Origin of the sequence: Micromonospora sp. NPDC007220 (genome assembly GCF_040634035.1) — a bacterium.
Lineage (GTDB): Bacteria > Actinomycetota > Actinomycetes > Mycobacteriales > Micromonosporaceae > Micromonospora > Micromonospora reichwaldensis.
The window spans coordinates 411,090-429,841 of the sequence record NZ_JBEYEU010000002.1 but is presented as its reverse complement, the minus strand read 5'-3'; the positions used below and the strand labels follow the sequence as shown (position 1 = coordinate 429,841).

24 protein-coding genes are annotated in these 18,752 nt (G+C 75.1%); 2 read left to right on the top strand and 22 right to left on the bottom strand.

Annotated features, from left to right (window positions below; translation table 11 throughout):
- The first annotated feature begins 8 nt into the window (after positions 1–8).
- Positions 9–470 (top strand): hypothetical protein, encoded by a 462-nt coding sequence (locus ABZ573_RS08110; RefSeq protein WP_151454275.1) that lies wholly within the window; start codon positions 9–11, stop codon positions 468–470.
- Between the two features lie 99 nt (positions 471–569).
- Here ABZ573_RS08110 and hisF read toward each other — a convergent pair whose 3' ends face one another.
- From hisF to hisD, 12 genes are all read right to left on the bottom strand, one after another.
- The gene (gene hisF / locus ABZ573_RS08105; protein WP_151454276.1) at positions 570–1,337 is read right to left on the bottom strand and encodes an imidazole glycerol phosphate synthase subunit HisF; all 768 of its coding nucleotides are present in this window, start codon (positions 1,335–1,337) and stop codon (positions 570–572) included.
- 97 nt (positions 1,338–1,434) lie between these two features.
- Positions 1,435–2,436, bottom strand: a complete 1,002-nt coding sequence (locus ABZ573_RS08100) for an NADP-dependent oxidoreductase (RefSeq protein ID WP_358116651.1) — start codon at positions 2,434–2,436, stop codon at positions 1,435–1,437.
- The gene (locus ABZ573_RS08095; RefSeq protein ID WP_311411665.1) at positions 2,433–2,858 is read right to left on the bottom strand and encodes an organic hydroperoxide resistance protein; all 426 of its coding nucleotides are present in this window, start codon (positions 2,856–2,858) and stop codon (positions 2,433–2,435) included. Before ABZ573_RS08095 ends, ABZ573_RS08100 begins: the two co-directional genes overlap by 4 nt.
- A gap of 5 nt (positions 2,859–2,863) precedes the next feature.
- Positions 2,864–3,307, bottom strand: coding sequence for a MarR family transcriptional regulator (locus ABZ573_RS08090; protein WP_151454278.1), 444 nt, complete (start codon positions 3,305–3,307; stop codon positions 2,864–2,866).
- A 93-nt stretch (positions 3,308–3,400) separates the two neighbouring features.
- Complete coding sequence (locus tag ABZ573_RS08085) at positions 3,401–3,790, bottom strand: RidA family protein (protein WP_132236340.1); 390 nt, start codon at positions 3,788–3,790, stop codon at positions 3,401–3,403.
- Complete coding sequence (priA, locus tag ABZ573_RS08080; protein ID WP_151454280.1) at positions 3,787–4,512, bottom strand: bifunctional 1-(5-phosphoribosyl)-5-((5-phosphoribosylamino)methylideneamino)imidazole-4-carboxamide isomerase/phosphoribosylanthranilate isomerase PriA; 726 nt, start codon at positions 4,510–4,512, stop codon at positions 3,787–3,789. Before priA ends, ABZ573_RS08085 begins: the two co-directional genes overlap by 4 nt.
- A 17-nt stretch (positions 4,513–4,529) precedes the next feature.
- The gene (locus ABZ573_RS08075) at positions 4,530–4,853 is read right to left on the bottom strand and encodes a hypothetical protein (RefSeq protein WP_358116647.1); all 324 of its coding nucleotides are present in this window, start codon (positions 4,851–4,853) and stop codon (positions 4,530–4,532) included.
- Positions 4,854–4,952: 99 nt separating this feature from the next.
- Positions 4,953–5,585, bottom strand: a complete 633-nt coding sequence (hisH, locus tag ABZ573_RS08070) for an imidazole glycerol phosphate synthase subunit HisH (protein ID WP_151454282.1) — start codon at positions 5,583–5,585, stop codon at positions 4,953–4,955.
- A complete protein-coding gene (locus ABZ573_RS08065) occupies positions 5,582–5,755 on the bottom strand; it encodes a hypothetical protein (RefSeq protein ID WP_192581373.1) in 174 nt (57 codons plus the stop codon). The genes hisH and ABZ573_RS08065 overlap by 4 nt, the downstream gene beginning before the upstream one ends.
- A complete protein-coding gene (gene hisB, locus ABZ573_RS08060) occupies positions 5,755–6,366 on the bottom strand; it encodes an imidazoleglycerol-phosphate dehydratase HisB (RefSeq protein WP_132236332.1) in 612 nt (203 codons plus the stop codon). The genes ABZ573_RS08065 and hisB overlap by 1 nt, the downstream gene beginning before the upstream one ends.
- A gap of 38 nt (positions 6,367–6,404) precedes the next feature.
- A complete protein-coding gene (locus ABZ573_RS08055; protein ID WP_151454283.1) occupies positions 6,405–7,478 on the bottom strand; it encodes a histidinol-phosphate transaminase in 1,074 nt (357 codons plus the stop codon).
- 67 nt (positions 7,479–7,545) lie between these two features.
- Positions 7,546–8,868 carry a histidinol dehydrogenase gene (gene hisD / locus ABZ573_RS08050; protein WP_327029118.1) on the bottom strand — a complete coding sequence of 441 codons (1,323 nt, stop codon included), beginning with the start codon at positions 8,866–8,868 and terminating at the stop codon, positions 7,546–7,548.
- Positions 8,869–8,974: 106 nt separating this feature from the next.
- Here hisD and ABZ573_RS08045 point away from each other — a divergent pair, with 106 nt between their 5' ends.
- Complete coding sequence (locus ABZ573_RS08045) at positions 8,975–9,679, top strand: LON peptidase substrate-binding domain-containing protein (RefSeq protein WP_151454285.1); 705 nt, start codon at positions 8,975–8,977, stop codon at positions 9,677–9,679.
- Here the strand turns inward: ABZ573_RS08045 and ABZ573_RS08040 are convergent.
- The 10 genes from ABZ573_RS08040 to ABZ573_RS07995 form a co-directional block, all read right to left on the bottom strand.
- Positions 9,594–10,256 carry a DUF2567 domain-containing protein gene (locus tag ABZ573_RS08040; RefSeq protein WP_151454292.1) on the bottom strand — a complete coding sequence of 221 codons (663 nt, stop codon included), beginning with the start codon at positions 10,254–10,256 and terminating at the stop codon, positions 9,594–9,596. The two genes, ABZ573_RS08045 and ABZ573_RS08040, sit on opposite strands and share 86 nt — an antisense overlap.
- A 383-nt stretch (positions 10,257–10,639) precedes the next feature.
- On the bottom strand, positions 10,640–12,448 hold the full coding sequence (locus ABZ573_RS08035) for an AAA family ATPase (protein ID WP_358116641.1): 1,809 nt from the start codon (positions 12,446–12,448) through the stop codon (positions 10,640–10,642).
- A 310-nt stretch (positions 12,449–12,758) separates the two neighbouring features.
- On the bottom strand, positions 12,759–13,703 hold the full coding sequence (locus ABZ573_RS08030) for an RluA family pseudouridine synthase (protein ID WP_151455897.1): 945 nt from the start codon (positions 13,701–13,703) through the stop codon (positions 12,759–12,761).
- Positions 13,700–14,335 (bottom strand): signal peptidase II, encoded by a 636-nt coding sequence (lspA, locus tag ABZ573_RS08025; protein WP_151455896.1) that lies wholly within the window; start codon positions 14,333–14,335, stop codon positions 13,700–13,702. The genes ABZ573_RS08030 and lspA overlap by 4 nt, the downstream gene beginning before the upstream one ends.
- Positions 14,336–14,401: 66 nt before the next feature.
- Entirely contained in the window at positions 14,402–14,821 is a 420-nt protein-coding gene (locus ABZ573_RS08020; RefSeq protein ID WP_121400566.1) for a TraR/DksA C4-type zinc finger protein, read from the bottom strand.
- A gap of 222 nt (positions 14,822–15,043) precedes the next feature.
- The gene (locus tag ABZ573_RS08015) at positions 15,044–16,543 is read right to left on the bottom strand and encodes a potassium/proton antiporter (RefSeq protein WP_358116638.1); all 1,500 of its coding nucleotides are present in this window, start codon (positions 16,541–16,543) and stop codon (positions 15,044–15,046) included.
- Positions 16,544–16,565: 22 nt separating this feature from the next.
- Positions 16,566–16,865, bottom strand: a complete 300-nt coding sequence (locus ABZ573_RS08010; RefSeq protein ID WP_151455895.1) for a DUF167 domain-containing protein — start codon at positions 16,863–16,865, stop codon at positions 16,566–16,568.
- Between the two features lie 18 nt (positions 16,866–16,883).
- Positions 16,884–17,507 (bottom strand): hypothetical protein, encoded by a 624-nt coding sequence (locus tag ABZ573_RS08005; protein WP_151455894.1) that lies wholly within the window; start codon positions 17,505–17,507, stop codon positions 16,884–16,886.
- Between the two features lie 76 nt (positions 17,508–17,583).
- Positions 17,584–18,396, bottom strand: coding sequence for a DivIVA domain-containing protein (locus ABZ573_RS08000; protein ID WP_151455893.1), 813 nt, complete (start codon positions 18,394–18,396; stop codon positions 17,584–17,586).
- Between the two features lie 44 nt (positions 18,397–18,440).
- Positions 18,441–18,746, bottom strand: a complete 306-nt coding sequence (locus ABZ573_RS07995; RefSeq protein ID WP_088999245.1) for a YggT family protein — start codon at positions 18,744–18,746, stop codon at positions 18,441–18,443.
- Positions 18,747–18,752 lie beyond the last annotated feature (6 nt).

Below are 18,752 nucleotides of genomic sequence, written 5' to 3'. Positions count from 1 at the left end.
ATCCTCGCATGGGGGAGAACGGATGGCGCTGGACCGATGCCTGGATCTTCGTCTCGGTGGTGATCGCCAGCGGGGCGGGACGGCACCGCCGCGCGGCGAGCAGCCGCCGCCCCGAGGGCGTACGCCTCGCCGACGTGATCTCCACCGCCGACCATCTCAACCAGGCGATCCCCGAGCGGCACGAGGTGGAGGCTGCGGTCCGTCGCCTCGTCGGGGCCGGGCTGGTCAGCGTCACCGACGGCTGGTTCCGGATCACCACCGACGGTGAGCGCCTCTGGCGCACCAGGCCGAACGCCGGGCTGGCCACCACGGTGGACACCGTGCAGGGCGTCCTGCTCCGGCGGCACGCCCCCGTCAGCGCCGACTGGCACCTGGACGAGGCCGACCACGCCGCCGCCGTCCAGGAGTACGTGGTGCGCTCGATCCCGGCACCCCGGCGCTCCCCCGAGAACCGGTCCCGCCGCGACTGAGCGGGCACCGACGGGCCGGGCAGGCCGGAGGGACCGGCCGGATCACGCGGGCCGGAGGGACCGGGCGGATCACGCCGGCCGGACGGATCGCGCGGGCGGTCAGCGGACGGGGTGCCCGGCCCCGCGCAGCGCGTCCTTGACCTCGGCGACGGTCAGCTCGCCGAAGTGGAAGACGCTGGCGGCGAGCACCGCGTCGGCGCCGGCGCCGATCGCCGGTGCGAAGTGCGCCACCTCGCCCGCGCCGCCGCTGGCCACCACCGGCACGTCCACCACCCGGCGCACCGCGCCGATGAGTTCGAGGTCGAAGCCGGTCTTGGTGCCGTCGGCGTCCATCGAGTTCAGCAGGATCTCGCCCGCGCCCAGCTCGGCGCCGCGCCGGGCCCACTCGACCGCGTCCAGCCCGGTGCCGCGCCGACCGCCGTGGGTGGTCACCTCGAAACCGCTGGGCGTGCCGCTGCCGGGTGCCCGCCGCACGTCGAGCGAAAGCACCAGCACCTGCCGGCCGAAGCGGTCGGCGATCTCGGCGATCAGCTCGGGGCGGGCGATGGCGGCGGTGTTCACCCCGACCTTGTCCGCGCCGGCGCGCAGCAGGGTGTCGACGTCGGCGACCTGCCGGACGCCACCGCCGACGGTCAGCGGGATGAAGACCGACTCCGCCGTGCGGCGGACCACGTCGAGCATCGTGCCCCGGTCGCTGGAGGAGGCGGTGACGTCGAGGAAGGTCAATTCGTCCGCGCCGGCCCGGTCGTACGCCGCCGCCAGTTCCACCGGGTCGCCGGCGTCGCGCAGGTCGAGGAAGTTGACCCCCTTGACCACCCGACCGGCGTCCACGTCGAGACACGGGATGACCCGCACCGCCACCGTCATGCCGCGAGCCTATCCCTCCCAGCACCGGCGGTGACCGGCCGGTACGGCCGGTCACCGCGGTCGACGGGGGTCCCCCACGCCGGAGAAGCGGCCTCGCTCACACCCGGACGAGCATCTTGCCCAGGTTCTCGCCGCGCAGCAGGCCGAGAAACGCCTCCGGGGCGTTCTCGATGCCGTCGACGACCGTCTCGTCGTACGAGACCCTGCCGTCGCGCAGCCAGCCGGCCATCTCGCGCACGAACTCGTCGCGCAGGTGGCCGTGGTCGCCGACCAGGAAGCCGCGCAGGGTGAGCCGCTTGCCGATGACCAGCGCCAGGTTGCGCGGTGCGGCCGGGGGCTCGGTGTCGTTGTACTGCGCGATCATGCCGCAGATCGCGGCCCGGCCGTGCACCTTCATCGCGGAGATCGCCGCCTCCAGGTGGTCGCCGCCGACGTTGTCGAAGTAGACGTCGACGCCGTCCGGGGCGGCAGCCTTCAGCGAGTCGCGCACCGGCCCGTCGTGGTAGTCGAACGCGGCGTCGAAGCCCAGCGCGCGCAGCCGCTCGACCTTGGCCGCCGAGCCCGCGCTGCCGATTACGCGCGCCGCGCCCCGCAGCTTGGCGATCTGGCCGACCAGGCTGCCCACCGCGCCGGCGGCGGCGGAGACGAAGACGGTCTCCCCCGCCTTCATCCCGGCGACGTCCAGCAGCCCGGCGTACGCGGTCAGGCCGGTCATGCCGAGCACGCTCAGGTAGGCGCTGACCGGGGCGAGGTCGGGGTCGACCTTCCGGGCGGCCCGCGCGTCGAGCAGTGCGTACTCGCGCCAGCCGAGGCCGTGCAGCACGGTGTCGCCGGGCTGGAGGCCCTCGGCCTCGCTGGCCACCACCTCGCCGACCGCCCCACCGTCCAGCGGGGCGTCGAGCGCGAACGGCGGCACGTACGACCTGACGTCGTTCATCCGCCCCCGCATGTACGGGTCGACCGACATGTACCGGTTGCGGACCACGACCTGGCCCGGGCCGGGGGTGGGCACCTCGGTCTCGACGAGCCGGAAGTTGTCCGCGGTCGGCCAGCCCTGCGGGCGGGCGGCCAGGTGGATCTCCCGGTTGCGGGTGCTCACAGCGCCTCGCGCACGGTGAGGGTGACCTCGACGTTGCCGCGGGTGGCGTTCGAGTACGGGCAGACCTGGTGGGCCTGCTCGACGACCTGCTCGGCGGCGGCCCGCTCGACGGCCGGGAGGTCGACCAGAAGGGTGACGGCCAACCCGAAGCCGCCGCTGCCGTTGGCGCCGATGCCGACCTCGGCCTCGACGACCGAGCCGGAGACGTCGACCTTCGCCTTGCGGGCGACCAGGCGCAGCGCCGAGTGGAAGCAGGCGGCGTAGCCGGCCGCGAAGAGCTGCTCGGGGTTGGCGGCGCCGCCGGCGCCACCCATCTCCTTCGGCACGGCCAGGTCGAGCTCGACGGTGCCGTCGGAGGTGCGGACGTGGCCGTCCCGACCGTCCCCGGTGGCCCGGGCGGACGCGGTGTAGAGCACCTGCATGGTGGTCACTGCTCCTTCTGTCGGTGGATCGTCTCGGTGACCCGGGTGAGGGTGTCGCGCAGGGCGACCAGCTCCGCCTCGGTGAGGCCCGTGGCGCGGGCGACCCGCAGCGGCACCTCGTCCATCCGGTGCCGCAGGGCCCGCCCGTCGCCGGTCAGGCCCACCTCCACCCGCCGCTCGTCGCGCGCCGACCGGGTCCGGACGACCAGCCCCGCCCCCTCCAGCCGCTTGAGCAGCGGGGAGAGCGTGCCGGAGTCCAGTCGCAGGGCGGCGCCGAGCTCGGAGACCGTGGGGGCGTCGTCGCGCTCCCAGAGCACCAGCAGCACCAGGTACTGCGGGTAGGTCAGGCCGAACTCGTCGAGGACGGGCCGGTAGACGTCGGTGAGGGCGCGCGACGCGGCGTAGAGCGCGAAGCACACCTGCCGGCGCAGTACCAGATGGTCGGTCACCGGGGAACCGTAGCGCGCGATTAGATTGCGCGCAACCGATCAGGTCGCGACGCGGCGCGTCGGGCGGCACCGTCTCGGCGCGCTTCCCGGGGCTCAGCGCTCGCCGAGGTACGCCTCCAACTCCACCTCGACCAGATGGTCCGGGTCGAGCAGGCCGGCCACCACCACCATGGTGGCCGCCGGACGGACCGCGCCGAAGACCACGTTGTGCGCCCGGCCCACCTCGTCGGCGTACGTCCGGTCGGTGACGTACATCCGGGTCCGCACCACGTCCCCGGGCTCCGCGCCCACCTCGGCGAGCGCGTCCAGGCCGATCCGCAGGGCCTGCGCGGTCTGCGCCGCCGCGTCCCCGACGTGGGTGACCACGCCGTCCACCGTCGAGGTGCAGCCGGCCGTCCAGGCCAGGTCGCCGGCCCGGACGACCCGACAGTAGCCGTACACCGACTCCCAGGGGCCGCCCGAGCCGAGCCGCGTGACGGTCACGCCGCCGCCAGGGTTTCCAGCGCCTGCGCCACGGTGAAGGCGCCCGCGTACAGCGCCTTGCCGGCGATCACGCCCTCCACCCCGATCGGCTCCAGGGTGGCCAGCGCCCGCAGGTCGTCCAGGGTGGAGACGCCGCCCGAGGCGATCACCGGGGCGTCGGTGCGGGCGCAGACCTCGCGCAGCAGGTCCAGGTTCGGCCCGCGCATGGTGCCGTCCTTGGTGATGTCGGTGACGACGTACCGCGCCGCGCCCGCCTTGTCGAGCCGCTCCAGCACCTCGAAGAGGTCGCCGCCGTCACGCGTCCAGCCCCGGGCGGAGAGGGTACGGCCCCGCACGTCGAGCCCGATCGCCACCCGGTCGCCGTACTCCCCGCACACCCGGTCGCACCAGACCGGATCCTCCAGGGCGGCGGTGCCGATGTTCACCCGGGCGGCGCCCGTGCCGAGCGCGGCGTGCAGCGACTCGTCGTCGCGGATGCCGCCGGACAACTCCACCTTCACGTCGAGCTGCCGCACCACCTCGGCCAGCAGGTGCGCGTTGGAGCCCCGGCCGAACGCGGCGTCGAGATCGACCAGGTGGATCCACTCGGCGCCGTCCCGCTGCCACGCGAGGGCGGCCTCCAACGGGTCGCCGTACGTCGTCTCGCTGCCGGCGGCTCCCTGCACGAGTCGGACGGCCTGGCCGTCGGCGACGTCCACGGCGGGCAACAGGGTGAGGCTCACGGTATTTCTCCTCGAAGTCAGGTGCGACGGTCCAGGGCGATCACCACGATCGCCGGCAGTACGAGCAGCAACAGCACGACCAGCGCGATGCGCAGCGCCAGATCGTCGACGAACGACCAGATCAGGACCATCGCCACCAGGGTCAGCAGCACGATGGCGGCCCGCTCGCCGCGACTGTGCCGGGGCAGCCGGCCCGTCCGCCCCCGGCGCAGCGACGGCGTCAACCGGCGGACCAGTGCCCGCCGCCGCGACCGCCGGGCGGTCCGCCGCTCACGGACGGCCCGCTCCCGGGCGACCTCGGCCTCCCGGGCCGCCCGGCGCCGGGCCCGCTCCTTGCTCACGGCGTGTCCCGCCGGGGGCGCGGTCGTCCGGGTAGCTGTCGACGCGCGACAGGGCGGCCGGCGGCGGGCCGGAGCGGGCCCGCCGCACCGGGCAGGCGCTCAGTCACCGGTGGGAAGCGTGGCGAGCCAGTTGCGCAGCAGCGCGGCACCGGTGTCGGCGGACTTCTCCGGGTGGAACTGCGCGGCGCAGAGCGGACCGCGCTCCACGGCCGCCACGAAGTCCGTCCCGTGGTGGGCGGTGGTGACCGTGGCGCCGGCCTCCGCCAGCGCGCCCGGGTCCCCGACCCCGTACGAGTGCACGAAGTAGAACCGGCTGTCGGCGGGCAGGCCGGCGAAGAGCACCGAACCCGCCGGCGCCGCGACCGTGTTCCAGCCCATGTGCGGCAGCCGGGGGGCGGCCAGCCTGGTCACCCCGCCGGGCAGCAGCCCGAGCCCCTTGGTCACCACCCCGTGCTCGTCGCCGTGTTCGAAGAGCACCTGCATGCCCACGCAGATGCCCAGCACCGGACGGCCGGCGGCGACGCGCTCGGCGATCACCGGGCCGGCGCCGAGGGCCTCGATCCCGGCCATGCAGGCGGCGTACGCGCCCACACCGGGCACCACCAGGCCGTCCGCCTCGGCGGCGGCGGTCAGGTCGTCGGTCACCGTCACGTCCGCGCCGGCGTGGGCCAGGGCCCGCTCGGCCGAGCGCAGGTTGCCCGACCCGTGGTCGAGCACCACCACGCGGCTCACGCGCCCTCCCCCGGCAGCAGCCACAGCACGCCGCCGACCGTGGCCAGCGCGGCGAGCAGCGCCGTGAGGACCACCGCCTTACGCGGAGCGCCCTGCTTGTGCAGCGACAACGCCCCGCCGACCAGCACACCGGCCAGGATCAGCAGCAACGTCGGCAGCACCCCACCCATCAGAGCGCCCCCTTCGTGCTGGGGATCGCGCCCGCCGCGCGCGGGTCGACGGCCGTGGCCTCGCGCAGCGCGCGGGAGACCGCCTTGAACTGGGCCTCCACCACGTGGTGGGCGTCCGGATGACCGCCGGGGCGGGCCGCCCGCAGCACGTCCACGTGCAGCGTGATCCGGGCCGCCTGGCCGAAGGACTCCCAGATGTGCCGGGTCATGCTGGTCGGGTAGACCGGCCCGATGTAGGGCGCCAGCACCGGCTCGTCGTGCACCACGTACGGGCGGCCGGACAGGTCGACCGCGGCCCGGACGAGGACCTCGTCCATCGGGACGGTGGCCGAGCCGTACCGCCGGATGCCGGCCTTGTCCCCCAGCGCCTGGTCGAACGCGGCGCCCAGGGCGAGCGCGGTGTCCTCCATCGTGTGGTGGGCGTCGATCTCCAGGTCACCCACGGTGCGCACGGTCAGGTCGAAGCCGCCGTGCCGGGCGATCTGGTGCAGCATGTGGTCGTAGAAGCCGACGCCGGTGCCGATCTCGGCCCGGCCGGTACCGTCGAGGTCGATCTCGACGAGAACCTTCGTCTCCTTGGTGATCCGCTCCACGCGGGCGGTCCGGCTCATTGCTTGCCTTTCGGTCGCGACTGCGGGGGCTCGCACGCTCACTGGATCTTCTCCGCGGCGGCGAGGAAGGCGTCGGTCTCGGCGGGGGTGCCGGCGGTGACCCGCAGCCAGCCCGGCAGGCCGACGTCACGGACCAGCACGCCGGCGTCGAGCAGGGTGCGCCAGGCGGCGGCCTGGTCGCCCCCGACCTCGAACAGCACGAAGTTGGCGTCGCTGTCGGCCACCCGCACCCCCCGCTCGCGCAGCCGCGCCACGATCCGGTCCCGCTGCGCGCAGATCGCGGCCACCGTGTCGAGGAGGGCGTCGCGGTGCGCCAGCGCCGCCCGGGCCGCGGCCTGGGTGAGCGCCGAGAGGTGGTACGGCAGCCGGACCAGCTGCACCGCCGCCACCACCGCCGGGTCGGCCGCCAGGTAGCCCAGCCGGCCGCCGGCGAACCCGAAGGCCTTGCTCATCGTCCGGGTCACCACCAGCCGCGGGTGCCCGGGCAGCACCGCCAGGGCGCTGACCGTGCCGGGGCGGGCGAACTCGGCGTACGCCTCGTCGACGACCACCATGCCGGGCGCGGCGTCCAGCACCGCGGCGACCACCGCCGGGTCGAGGGCGGTGCCGGTCGGGTTGTTCGGCGAGCAGAGGAAGACCACGTCCGGGGCGTGCTCGCGGACCTGGGCGACCGCCTCGTCGGCGCTCAGCCCGAAGTCGACGCCACGGCGGGCGGGCACCCACCGGGTGCCGGTGCCGAGGGCCAGCAGCGGGTGCATCGAGTACGCGGGGACGAAGCCGAGCGCGCTGCGCCCCGGGCCGCCGAACGCCTGGAGCAGCTGCTGCTGGATCTCGTTGGAGCCGTTGGCCGCCCACACCTGCTCGACGGTGAGCCCGTGGCCCAGGTAGCCGGCCAGGTCGGCGCGCAGCGCCACGGCGTCGCGGTCCGGGTAGCGGTTGAGGTCGCGCAGCTCCGCCGCGAGGGCCTTGCCGATCGCGTCCACCACCGGCTCGGGCACCGGGTAGGAGTTCTCGTTGGTGTTCAGCCGCACGGGCACATCGAGCTGCGGCGCCCCGTACGGCGACAACCCGCGCAGGTCGTCGCGGATCGGCAGGTCGTCGAGGGTGGTCATGCCGCCACCTCGCTTCGCTCGGCGACGGCATCGGGGCTGAGCCTGCTGGTTCGCACGCTGCGCTCGCTCACGCCAGCTCCCCCGGGAAGCGCACCTGGACGGCCCGGCCGTGCGCCGGCAGGTCCTCGACGCCGGCCAGGGTGACCACGTGCGGGGCCACCTCGCGCAGCGCCTGCTCGGAGTAGTCGATCAGGTGGATGCCGCGCAGGAAGGACTGCACCGACAGCCCCGAGGAGTGCCGGGCGCAGCCGCCGGTGGGCAGCACGTGGTTGGATCCGGCGCAGTAGTCGCCGAGCGACACCGGCGACCAGGCGCCGACGAAGATCGCCCCGGCGTTGCGCACCCGCAGCGCCCACTCGCGGGCGTCCCGGGTCTGGATCTCCAGATGCTCGGCCGCGTACGCGTCGACCACCCGCAGCCCGGCGTCGAGGTCGTCGACCAGGACGACGCCGCTCTGCTCGCCGGTGAGCGCGGTGGTGACCCGCTCGGCGTGCTTGGTGGCCGGCACCTGCCGGGCCAGCTCCCGCTCCACGGCCTCCACCAGCTCGACCGAGGGGGTCACCAGCACGCTGGCCGCGAGGGGGTCGTGCTCGGCCTGGCTGACCAGGTCGGCGGCGACGTGCGCCGGGTCGGCGGTGTCGTCGGCCAGGATGGCGATCTCGGTCGGGCCGGCCTCGGCGTCGATGCCGACGACGCCGCGCAGCAGCCGCTTGGCGGCGGTGACCCAGATGTTGCCCGGCCCGGTGATCATGTCGACCGGGTCGCAGTGCGCGGCGCCCTCGGCGTCGACCGCCGCGCCGTACGCCAGCATCGCGACGGCCTGGGCGCCGCCGACGGCGTAGACCTCGTCGACACCCAGCAGGGCGCAGGCGGCGAGCACCCGGGCGTCGGGCAGGCCGCCGTTCTCCTTCTGCGGCGGGCTCGCCACCACCAGCGAGCGCACCCCGGCCGCCTGGGCCGGCACCACGTTCATCACCACGGTCGACGGGTACATCGCCAGGCCGCCGGGGACGTAGAGGCCGACCCGGTCGACCGGCACCCAGCGCTCGGTCACCGTGCCGCCCGGCACCACCTGGGTGGTGTGGTCGGTGCGGCGCTGGTCGGCGTGCACCTTGCGGGCCCGCGCGATCGACTCCAGCAGCGCGGCGCGCACCTCGGGAGCGAGGGTGCCCTCCGCCTCGGCGATCGCCTCGGCGGGCACCCGCAGCACCTCGGGCGAGATCCCGTCGAAGCGCTCACTGGCCTCCCGGATCGCCGGGTAACCATGCTCCCGGACCGCCTCCACGAGGGGGCGGATCCGCTCGACGGCCACGGAGACGTCGAGTTGGGCACGGGGCAGCAGGCGGCGCGGGTCACGGACGCCGCCGCGCAGGTCGATCCGGTTCAACACCCTTGCGAGTCTAGGCGGCCCGCCCGGACGGCGACCGGCGCCGCCCGTACGCCGGGACGGTGAGCCGGGCCACGCCGCCGCGCCGGGATCGGGCTACGCTCGACGCGTGACTGCGCGGCTGCCGGTGTTTCCGCTCGGAATGGTCCTCTTCCCCGGTCTGGTGCTGCCGCTGCACATATTCGAGGAGCGCTACCGCGCCCTGGTCCGGCACCTGGTCGCGCTGCCCGAGGACGCCCCGCGCGAGTTCGGCGTGGTGGCCATCCGGGCCGGCTGGGAGGTCGCCCCCACCGGGCCGGACGGCAAGCCGCTGCCCGGTGGCGGCGACGTCACCCTGCACGAGGTGGGCTGCACCGCTGAGCTGCGGCAGGTCACCGAGCGCCCCGACGGTGGCTTCGACATCGTCACGGTGGGCAAGCGCAGGTTCCGCGTCGCCGACGTCGACCGGGACACCGAGCCCTACCTGACCGCCGACGTGGAGTGGCTGCCCGAGCCGGGCGGGCCCGACGAGGTCGCCGACCTGCTCGCCGCCCGGGTGATCTCGGTCTTCCGGCAGTACCTGGGCCTGATCCGGGCCGATCCCGAGGAGCTGTCCGAGCAGTTGCCGGAGGATCCGACGGTGCTGTCGCACCTGGTCGCCGCGACGGCCGTGCTGACCGTGGCCGACCGGCAGCGGCTGCTCGCCATCGACGACACCGCCGCCCGGCTCCGCGCCGAGCTGCGCCTGCTCAACCGTGAGGCGGCGCTGCTGCGCCAGGTGCGGGCGGTTCCGGTGCCGTTGACGGAGCTGGCGTCCCCGCCGACCCCCAACTGAGCCCGGGCAGGCCGGGCTCGCGCTCCGGGCGCAACGACGGCCAGCGGGACCAGCCGGCCAGCAGGGTGTACGTCACGGCCGCGCCGAACGCCGGCAGCAGCAGGTTGCCGTGCGGCACCGGCAGCACGCCGAACACCCACTCGATCCCGCCGGCCCGCAGGTCGGCCGGCTTCTCGAAGGCCTGCCCGACGGGCGCGCTCTCCAGCAGCCGCTCGTAGCCGGCCAGCCCCGTGCGCCGACCCACCTGCCAGGCGACCAGCGCCGCGCCGAAGGCGCCGAGCACGATGGCGAACAGCCCGACCGGTCCCCGGAGCCGGCGCAGCAGGAACCACAGCACGAGGGCGGCGAGCACCCCGAAGCCCAGCCCCAGCAGGCTGAACCAGCCGTCGGCGGCGATCGGCTGCTCCGGCTGCGGCTCGGCGTAGATCGCCCCCTCGGCGACCTTGATCACCGGCGTGTCCGGCGCGAGGGCGGCCCAGAGCAGCCCGAGCGGCACCCCGAGCACGCTCGACGCGAGCACCGTCAGCAGGGCGAGCCGCACCGCCCGCCCGCGCGGCAGGTCCGGCTCCACGGGCACGGGCGAATAGCCGGCGGCGTACCCGAGGTCGGTGTTGCCGGGGACGTACCCCGGCGGCCCGTCGTGCGGCGGCGCGCCGGCCGGTGCCCGCCACGCGTCGCCGGTCGGGGCGTACGCCGGTGCGCCGGTCGTGGTGTGCCACGGGTCGCCGGTCGGGGCGTGCGGCGGTGTCGTCCCCGCGTCGTACGGCGGGGCGGGTTCCCGGGCGTCGTGCGGGTCGGCGGGGCCGACGCGGGCCGGCGGGTCGGGTTCCGCCCGGGCGGCCGGTGCCCCCGGCTCGTCGGGCCGGGGGCCGGGCCGGTCGGGTTCGGGGGTGTCCGCGCTCACCCGGTGATCCTCTCAGGCCCGTGGGCGCCGTGGGCGGTCGGTGGCGGCACACCCGCTCACCGGGCGAACGGCTCCAGCATCACCGAGGCGGCCTTGAGCCACGCCTGCCGGGTCTCCTGCTGGAGCTGGTGGTACTCGATCGAGGAGCCGGTCTCCAGCGCCGGGTCGTACGGGACCACGGCGACAGCCCGGGTACGGGTGGCGAAGTGCCGCTCCAGGTCGTCCTGCAACGGCGAGCGGCCCGGGGTGGGGCAGGAGATCAGGGTGACCGCGTTGTCGGCCAGCTCCCCCATCCCGACCTCGTGCAGCAGGTCCAGCATCCAGTCGGCGCTGAACGCGGCGTCCTCGCGGGGCACGGTGGTCACCACGAGCTGGTCCGCCGCCTGCATGACGGTGCGCCAGTTGGCGCTCTCCACGTTGTTGCCCGTGTCCACGCAGACCACGTCGTGGGTGCGCCGCAGCAACTCCAGCACCCGCCGGACGGTGAACTGGTCGAGCCGCTGGGCGAAGCGGGGGCTCTCCTCGCCGGCCAGCACGTCGTACGAGCCGTCGGAGGCGTGCCGCAGGTAGTCGTCCAGGTGCGCCAGCAGCTCCGGGCCCTCCTTGATCTCGACGTGCGCGAGATCGCCGACCAGGTGCCGGATGGTCCGGGCGTGCCGCGCGCTGCCGGCGCGCAGCCCGAGCGTGCCGCGCAGCTCGTTGTCGTCCCAGGCCAGCACGCCCCGCCCGCGTACGCTGCCGACGGTCGCCGCGGCCAGCACGGTGGCGGTGGTCTTGTGCACCCCGCCCTTCGGGTTGGCGAACGCGAGCACCCGGGGGGTGCCCAGGTCGCGGCGGAGCACCCCGACGGCGCGCTCCACCTCGTTCTCCGTGCCGCGTGGGCGCCACTCGACGCGCGCCGGGTAGCCCCGCTCGGCGGGCGGCGGTGCGAGCGGCGGTGCGGTGGGCGGTGGAGCGGCGACCGGCGGCACAACGGGCGGCGGCACGGCGGGCGGCGGTACCGCCGGCGGTGGCACGGCCGGCGGTGGTGCGGCGGGCGGCGGCACGGCGGGCGGGGCCTGGTGGGCGCGCCGGGAGCGATAGCCGTTGTCAAGCACCGCGTAGCGGGACTCGACCGGGGGCGGCTCGTGCCGGTAGCCGTTGTCCAGCACCGCGTAGCGCGACTCGACCGCCCCCGGGCCCCGGCGCGGCTCGGTCTCGATGCGGGGCGGCGGTGGCTGGGCCGGCACGCGGTACGCCTGCTCGGCCGGATACCCCGGGTCCGCCCGGTAGGACGGCTCGATCGGATCCGCCCGGTAGGACGGCTCGATGGAGCCCGACCGGTAGCTCGGCTCGATGGGATCCGCCCGGTAGGACGGCTCGACCGGGTCCGACCGGTAGGACGGCTCCACCGGATCCGACCGGTAGGACGGCTCGATGGGATCCGACCGGTAGGACGGCTCCACCGGATCCGACCGGTAGCTCGGCTCGGGCGGCTGTTCCGGCTCCACCCGGTAGGCGGGCTCCAGCGGGTCCACCCGGTAGGCCGGCTCCACCCGGTAGGTGGCCTCGGCCCGGTAGCCCGCGTCGACCGGCCGGCCGTACTCCGCGCCGTACGCGGGTGGGCCGTCCGCGCCGTACGGCGGCGGGCCGGGCTCCGGCGCGTACGGCTCGGGGGCCCGCCCGATGGCCGGCACCCGCGCGGCATAGCCGTTGCCCGACGAGCGGCGGGGCAGCGGCTCCGGCGGGAGGGGCGGCGGATCGGCGTGTCGGTCGGCCTCGGCCTGCTCGGCCGTGCGGCTGCCGTGCCGGGCCCGGTCGAGCAGCGCCCGCCACCGCGGTGCTGGTTCGGCCGGCCGCCCCCAGCCGGTCTCGCTGCCCTCCAAGGCTCGCCCTCCCAGCGCCATCGATGCCCGTCTGACAGGCTACGAACGAAACCCTATTCGGACCACACCCGTCTACGCACCTTCGGTTCTTCCTCCCGTCACGGCACGGGCCCCCGTACGCCGTCGGCGCCGGCGTACGGGGAGGTCGACGGGACCGCCGGTGGCGACCCGCCGCCGGCCGGTCCGGCCGGTGTCGGTGATGGTTGCGTCACGCCCGGCGCGGGTTCCGACGTTTCGCCCACTGTCGGGTCGGGGGTACCGGCACACACGGCGGGATCCCCTCGTCGGATCGTCACGGGCGGGACGACGCTCAGTCGCGGAGGATCTCGAGCGCGCGGTCCAGGTCGTCAGGGTAGTCGCTGACGAAGCGGACCTCGTCCCCCGTGCGGGGGTGCAGGAAGCTCAGCGACCGGGCGTGCAGCCACTGCCTGGACAGGCCGAGCCGGGCGGACAGGGTCGGGTCGGCGCCGTACGTGAGGTCGCCCACGCACGGGTGCCGCAGCGTGGAGAAGTGCACCCGGATCTGGTGGGTGCGCCCGGTCTCCAGCCGGACGTCGACCAGGCTCGCCGCCGGGAACGCCTCCACCGTGTCGTAGTGGGTGATGCTCGGCTTGCCGCCGGAGACCACCGCCCAGCGGTAGTCGTGGGTGGGGTGCCGGTCGATCGGGGCGTCGACGGTGCCGCGCAGCGGGTCCAGGTGCCCCTGCACCACCGCGTGGTAGCGCTTCTCCACCTCGCGGTACTTGAACGCCCGCTTCAACGCGGTGTACGCCTGCTCGCTCTTGGCCACCGCCATGATGCCCGTGGTGCCGACGTCGAGCCGGTGCACGACGCCCTGCCGCTCGGCGGCGCCGCTGGTCGAGATGCGGTGCCCGATGGCGGCCAGCGCGCCGATCACCGTCGGGCCGGTCCAGCCGGGGCTCGGGTGGGCCGCGACGCCGACCGGCTTGTCCACCACCACGATGTCGTCGTCGGCGTACACCACCCGCAGCCCGGGCACCGCCTGCGGCACCACGGTGGGCGGGGCGACCGGCGCGGGCAGGGTCACCTCCAGCCAGGAGCCGGCCTTCACCCGGTAGGAGTTCGGCCGGGCGGCCCCGTCGACAAGCGCGTCGCCGGCGTCGACCAGGGCCGCGGCGGCGGTGCGGGACAGCCCGAACAGCCGCGACACGGCCTGGTCGAGCCGCGTGCCGTCGAGGCCGTCGGGGACGGGCAGGGAACGGTGGTCGCCACCGGCGGCGAAGGCGGCGGTCATGCCCGCTCCCGCTGTCCGGCGTCGGCCTGGGCCGCCGCCTCGTCGGTGGACTCGCCGTGGCCGATCCGGCTGCCGTCACGCTGCCGGCCGGTCAACTCCAGCAGGAGGGCGAGCAACACACCGCAGACGAGGGCGCTGTCGGCCAGGTTGAACACCGGGAACACCCGGCCGTACGGGGCGAAGACGCTGACCATGTCCACCACGTGCCCCACGAACCAGCCCGGGGCGCGGAAGACCCGGTCGGCGAAGTTGCCCAGCGCCCCGCCCAGCACCAGGCCCAGCGAGATCGCCCAGGGCAGCGAGCGCAGGCGCAGCGCCATCCAGACGATCCAACCGACCACCCCGAGGGTGATCAGCGGGAAGACCCAGGTGTAGTCGGCGCCGATGCTCCACGCCGCGCCGCTGTTGCGGGTCAGGCTGAGGTAGACCGCGCCGCCGAGCAGCCTGACCGGCTCGCGGTCCTCGAGCGCGCCCAGGGCGAGGTGCTTGGTCGCCGCGTCGGCGGCGAGCACCGTGAGCGCGAGGCCGAACAGGGTGGCGGCGGCCCGGCGGTGGGGCGTGCCGGACCTCGGCTCGGCGCTGTCGGCACCCGGCTCAGCGCTGCCGGGCCCGGCGGGCGGTGCTTCGGACATCTGCTCCCCATCGACGCTCGCGGCGACGCGTCCGCGCCGCCTCCCATGGCCGCCGGGGAGCGGGCCTCAGCGCCGCTCCTCCAGCTGCTTGCACGTCACGCAGAGGGTGGCCGACGGGAAGGCGGCGAGCCGCTCCACCGGAATGGGGTTGCCGCACCGCTCGCACCAGCCGTAGCCACCCTCGTCGAGCCGCTCCAGCGCCCGCTCGACCTGCGTGATCCGTTCCAGGATGCTGTTGGCGAGTGAGATCTCCTGCTCACGCTCGAACGTCTTGGTCCCGGTGTCGGCCTGGTCGTCCCCGGCCGAGTCGGTCAGCCGGTCGCGCTGCAGCTCGGTGATCTCGCTCAGCGTCCGATCGTACTCGGCGCGCAACTCGTCACGCCGCGCCGCCAGGGCCGCCCGGATCTTCTCGGTCTCCGCAGCGCTGCGGGTGGCCTTCGCCACCGGCTTCCGACCGGCGGTCCTGGTGTCGGCTGGCTTCGCCATCGTCGCTCCCTCGGCCGCGGAACCGCGGCGTTCCGCGGCACCTGGACAGGGGCCGCCGGCATCGGCGCCCCCAGGTACAAAAGGGGCGCGCGGCGACGGGGCCGCGCACTCCGGAGATTCGCAAGAATACGGAACGTACAGGCGCACGACAACGTGCCGCTCCGACGTACCGGCGTTCGGCCCCTGGTCATCCCTAACCGGGGCAAAAGGAACGCTAGCAGATCACGCGTCGGGACCCCGGCCGTACTCGCCAAACCAGCGGGCCAGCCGGCCCCGCCGACTGACCGCCCGCAGCCGCCGCTCCGCCTCGTCGCGCACCCCGGCCGTGGCCACGATCAACATGCTGTCGCCGGTCTTCAGCCGGAAGTCCGGGCCCGGCACGACGCCCGCCCCGTCGCGCAGCACCAGGGTCACCGAGGCGCCCAGCGGCAACCGCAACTCGTCGACGTGCACCCCGGCCAGCCGGGAACCGGGCGGCACCTCCAACTGGAGCAGGTCCGCGCCCATCCGCTCCAGCGGCGCCGTCTCCACCCGGATCTCGGTCGCCTCGGCCGGCGCGGTGACCCGCAGCCGGCGGGCCACCGGAGCCAGCGTCCCCGTCTGCAACAGCGTGAAGATCACCACCAGTACGAAGACGGAGTCGAAGAGCCGGTCGGCGCCCGGCACCCGCTCCGACAGCGGAATGGTGGCGAGCACGATCGGCACCGCCCCGCGCAGCCCCGCCCAGGACAGGAACGCCTGCTCGCGCAGGCCGAACCGGAACGGCAGTGCGGACGCCGCCACCGACAGCGGCCGGGCCAGCAGCACGAGCGCCAGCCCGGCGACCACCGCCGGCAGCACCGCCGAGCCCAGCCGGCCCGGCGAGACGAGCAGCCCGAGCAGCACGAAGAGCCCGATCTGGGCCAGCCACGCCAGGCCGTCGGCGAAACCGAGGATCGCCTGCCGGTGCGGCAGGCGGGCGTTGCCGAGTATCACCCCCGCCACGTAGACGGCGAGGAAACCCGAGGCGTGCAGCACCGCGCCGGCGGCGTAGGCGAACACGGTCAGTCCGACCGCCGCGATCGGGTAGAGCCCCGCCGACGGCAGCGCCGCCCGGCGCAGCGCCCACCGCCCGCCGACGCCGGCCGCGAGGCCGACCGCCGCGCCGGCGCCCAGCTCGTAGCTGACCAGGGAGATCTCGTACCACCACGGGTGGGTGACGCCCTCCCGGGACAGCAGCACCACCAACAGCACGACCGGGGCGTCGTTCATCCCCGACTCCGCCTCCAGGGTGGCCACCAGCCGGGGCGGCAGCCGCAGCCGGCGCAGCGTGGCGAAGACCGCCGCCGCGTCGGTGGAGGAGAGCACCGCGCCGTAGAGCAGGGCCAGCCGCCAGTCCAGTCCCAGCAGCAGGTGCACGACGAGGCCGACGACCAGGATGCTGACCACCACGCCGACCGTGGAGAGCAGTGCGGCCAGCCCGAGCACCGGGCGCAGGGTGCTCCACCGGGCTGTCAGCCCGCCCTCGGCGATGATCACGATGAGCGCGCAGAAGCCCAGGGTCCGGGTCAGCTCGACGTCGTCGAAGCGGATGCCCAGCCCCGCCTCCCCGATCGCCACCCCGAGGGCCAGGTACGCCAGGAGGCTCGGCACGCCGAGCCGGGTGGAGAGACGGACCGCGCCGACCGCGACCAGCAGGACACCCGCACCGAGCAGGAGCGCGAGATCCAGCCCCGGCGTCACCGCCGCCCGGCTCCGGCGTCCGTCACCCGGCGGCCCCGTCACGCAGCCGGCGCAGCGCCTCCGTCAACTCCGGGGCGGGCCCCTCGACCAGGAAGAGCTTGTCGCGGCTGGCCGCGCCGGCCCGCAACGACACCACGGCCGGCCGTACGCCCAGCGCCCCGGCCAGCGCCCGCCGGGCCGCCTCCGTGGCCCGCCCGTCCACGGCGGGGGCGTGCACCGCGATCACCAGGGCCGGACCGTGCGGCCCGTCGAAGCGGCCGCCGACGCGCGCCCGGGCGGAGCCGGGCTTCACCCGGACCGCGACGGTCAGCGTGGCGTCCATCAGGAAGCGTCCCGCCGCTCAGATCCGACCGGCGTCGGCGAGCAGGGCGGTGTCGGGCGCGCAGCGGCCGCACGGGGTGAAGCCGAGGTCGACGGCCTCGGCGACCGGAAGCGGCTCGTGCTCCCGCCCCACGAGGTACGCGCAGTCGGCCAGGTGGTAGCGGGGCCGCCCGTCGACCACCCGCACCTCGGCGGCGAGGCGGGCCACCCGGGCGGCCTCGCCCGGGGTGACGTCCTGCGCGGGCGGCTCGTCGTCGTACGGCACGGCGGGGCCGGCACCGGGCGTGGCGGCGGCCGGGACGGTGCCGTCGGTCACCGGCGGCTCGGGCGGTTGCCGCCACCCGGTGCCGTCGGCGTCGACCGTGGAAGGAACGTGCTGGACGGGGATTTCCGGCTCCGCCGGCGGCCCACCGGCGAAGGCCGGTCCGGCCGGGCGGGTCGCCCGACGGGGTCGCCACCCCGGCCGGCCCGGGTCCGCCGCCGCCCGGTCCGCAGCCGCCTGGCGGGCGCCCGCGACCAGCGCGACGGCGGCCAGCAGGCTGGCCGCGATGGAGATGGTCAGGAGAACGCTGGAGCCACCGGCCAGGCCGAGCACCAGCAGCACCACCGCGACGAGGATGAGCAGGAGACTGGCGACTATCACGGCTCACCCCCGCCGCGTCGTGCTGATGAGGCGAGGTCGGCGACCGTCATCGTGACGACGGTCGCCGACCGATGGTTCAGCGCCCGGTCTCGAGAGCGCCGGAGCGACCGCCGCCGCCGTAGGAGCCGGCGAGCCCTGCGGTGGCCAGCCCGTTGCCGCCGCTGGCGGCCCGGTTGCCCTCACCACCACGGGTCATCTCGACCTCCAGGCCCTGGCCGCGGCCGTCGAGGTCGCGCAGCTGGCTCTCCAGGTAGGCCTTGAGCCGGGTGCGGTACTCGCGCTCGAACTGCTTGAGCTCCTCGATGTGCTTCTGCAGGGCCGTGCGCTTGGCGTCCAGGCCGCCCATGGCCTCCTGGTGCCGCTGGCGGGCGTCGCGCTCCAGGGCGTCGGCCTTGGCGCGGGCCTCGCGGGTGACCTCCTCGGCCTTGGAACGGGCCTCGGAGAGCAGCTGGTCGGCCTCGCGGCGGGCGTCGGAGACGTGGTCGTCGGCGGTCCGCTGGGCCATCATCAGCACCCGCAGCGCCTGCTGCTCACCGTCGGCGCCGCCGACGGCCGGGCCACCGGCGGAGCGGACCTGCTCCAGCTCGGCCTGCATCGCGCGGGCGGCCTGCTCGGCCGCCGCCTTGTCGCGCTGCACCCGGTCGAGCTGGGCCTTGACGTCGTTGAGCTCCGCCGCGAGACGGGCGTCGCCACCGGGGCCGGCGGGGGCGCCACCACGGCCGCCGCGCTCCACCTGGGCGCGCAGCTCGTTGTTCTCCTCGATGAGACGGGCGAGCTCGCGCTCGACCTCGTCCAGGAAAGCGTCGACCTCCTCCTCGTCGTAGCCCCGCTTGCCGATCGGCGGCTTTTTGAAGGCGACGTTGTGGACGTCGGCCGGGGTCAGCGGCATCGAAACTCCTCGGGTCAGTTGCGGCCGCGAAAGCGCGTCGGTCATCAGACGGTGCCGATGATCGACCGCCTCAACACGAACTCCATCAGCACGAACAGGATAACCAGGAGCACAAGTGAGGCCAGGTCGATGCTCACGGTACCAATTCGCAACGGAGGGATCACACGCCTCAACGCGTTGAGAGGGGGATCAGTGACGCTCCACACGATTTCCAGCCCCACCGATGCCCCACGCCCCGGCTGCCAGCGACGGCCGTACTGGAGGACGGCGCTCAGGACGAACCGGGCCAGCAGGACGAGCAGGAAGAAGTAGAGCACCAGATACAGCACTTGCAGCACGATCGACAACACGGCAGG

What these genes read in the sequence shown, in the direction of transcription:
- ABZ573_RS08065 (WP_192581373.1), bottom strand. Translation starts at nt 5,755, where the DNA reads ATGGGTGGGGTGCTGCCGACGTTGCTGCTGATCCTGGCCGGTGTGCTG.
- hisB (WP_132236332.1), bottom strand. Translation starts at nt 6,366, where the DNA reads ATGAGCCGGACCGCCCGCGTGGAGCGGATCACCAAGGAGACGAAGGTT.
- ABZ573_RS08010 (WP_151455895.1), bottom strand. Translation starts at nt 16,865, where the DNA reads ATGGACGCCACGCTGACCGTCGCGGTCCGGGTGAAGCCCGGCTCCGCC.
- ABZ573_RS08095 (WP_311411665.1), bottom strand. Translation starts at nt 2,858, where the DNA reads ATGCAGGTGCTCTACACCGCGTCCGCCCGGGCCACCGGGGACGGTCGG.
- ABZ573_RS08020 (WP_121400566.1), bottom strand. Translation starts at nt 14,821, where the DNA reads ATGGCGAAGCCAGCCGACACCAGGACCGCCGGTCGGAAGCCGGTGGCG.
- ABZ573_RS08055 (WP_151454283.1), bottom strand. Translation starts at nt 7,478, where the DNA reads ATGACCACCCTCGACGACCTGCCGATCCGCGACGACCTGCGCGGGTTG.
- ABZ573_RS08110 (WP_151454275.1), top strand. Translation starts at nt 9, where the DNA reads ATGGGGGAGAACGGATGGCGCTGGACCGATGCCTGGATCTTCGTCTCG.
- ABZ573_RS08030 (WP_151455897.1), bottom strand. Translation starts at nt 13,703, where the DNA reads ATGACCGCCGCCTTCGCCGCCGGTGGCGACCACCGTTCCCTGCCCGTC.
- hisF (WP_151454276.1), bottom strand. Translation starts at nt 1,337, where the DNA reads ATGACGGTGGCGGTGCGGGTCATCCCGTGTCTCGACGTGGACGCCGGT.
- ABZ573_RS08000 (WP_151455893.1), bottom strand. Translation starts at nt 18,396, where the DNA reads ATGCCGCTGACCCCGGCCGACGTCCACAACGTCGCCTTCAAAAAGCCG.
- lspA (WP_151455896.1), bottom strand. Translation starts at nt 14,335, where the DNA reads ATGTCCGAAGCACCGCCCGCCGGGCCCGGCAGCGCTGAGCCGGGTGCC.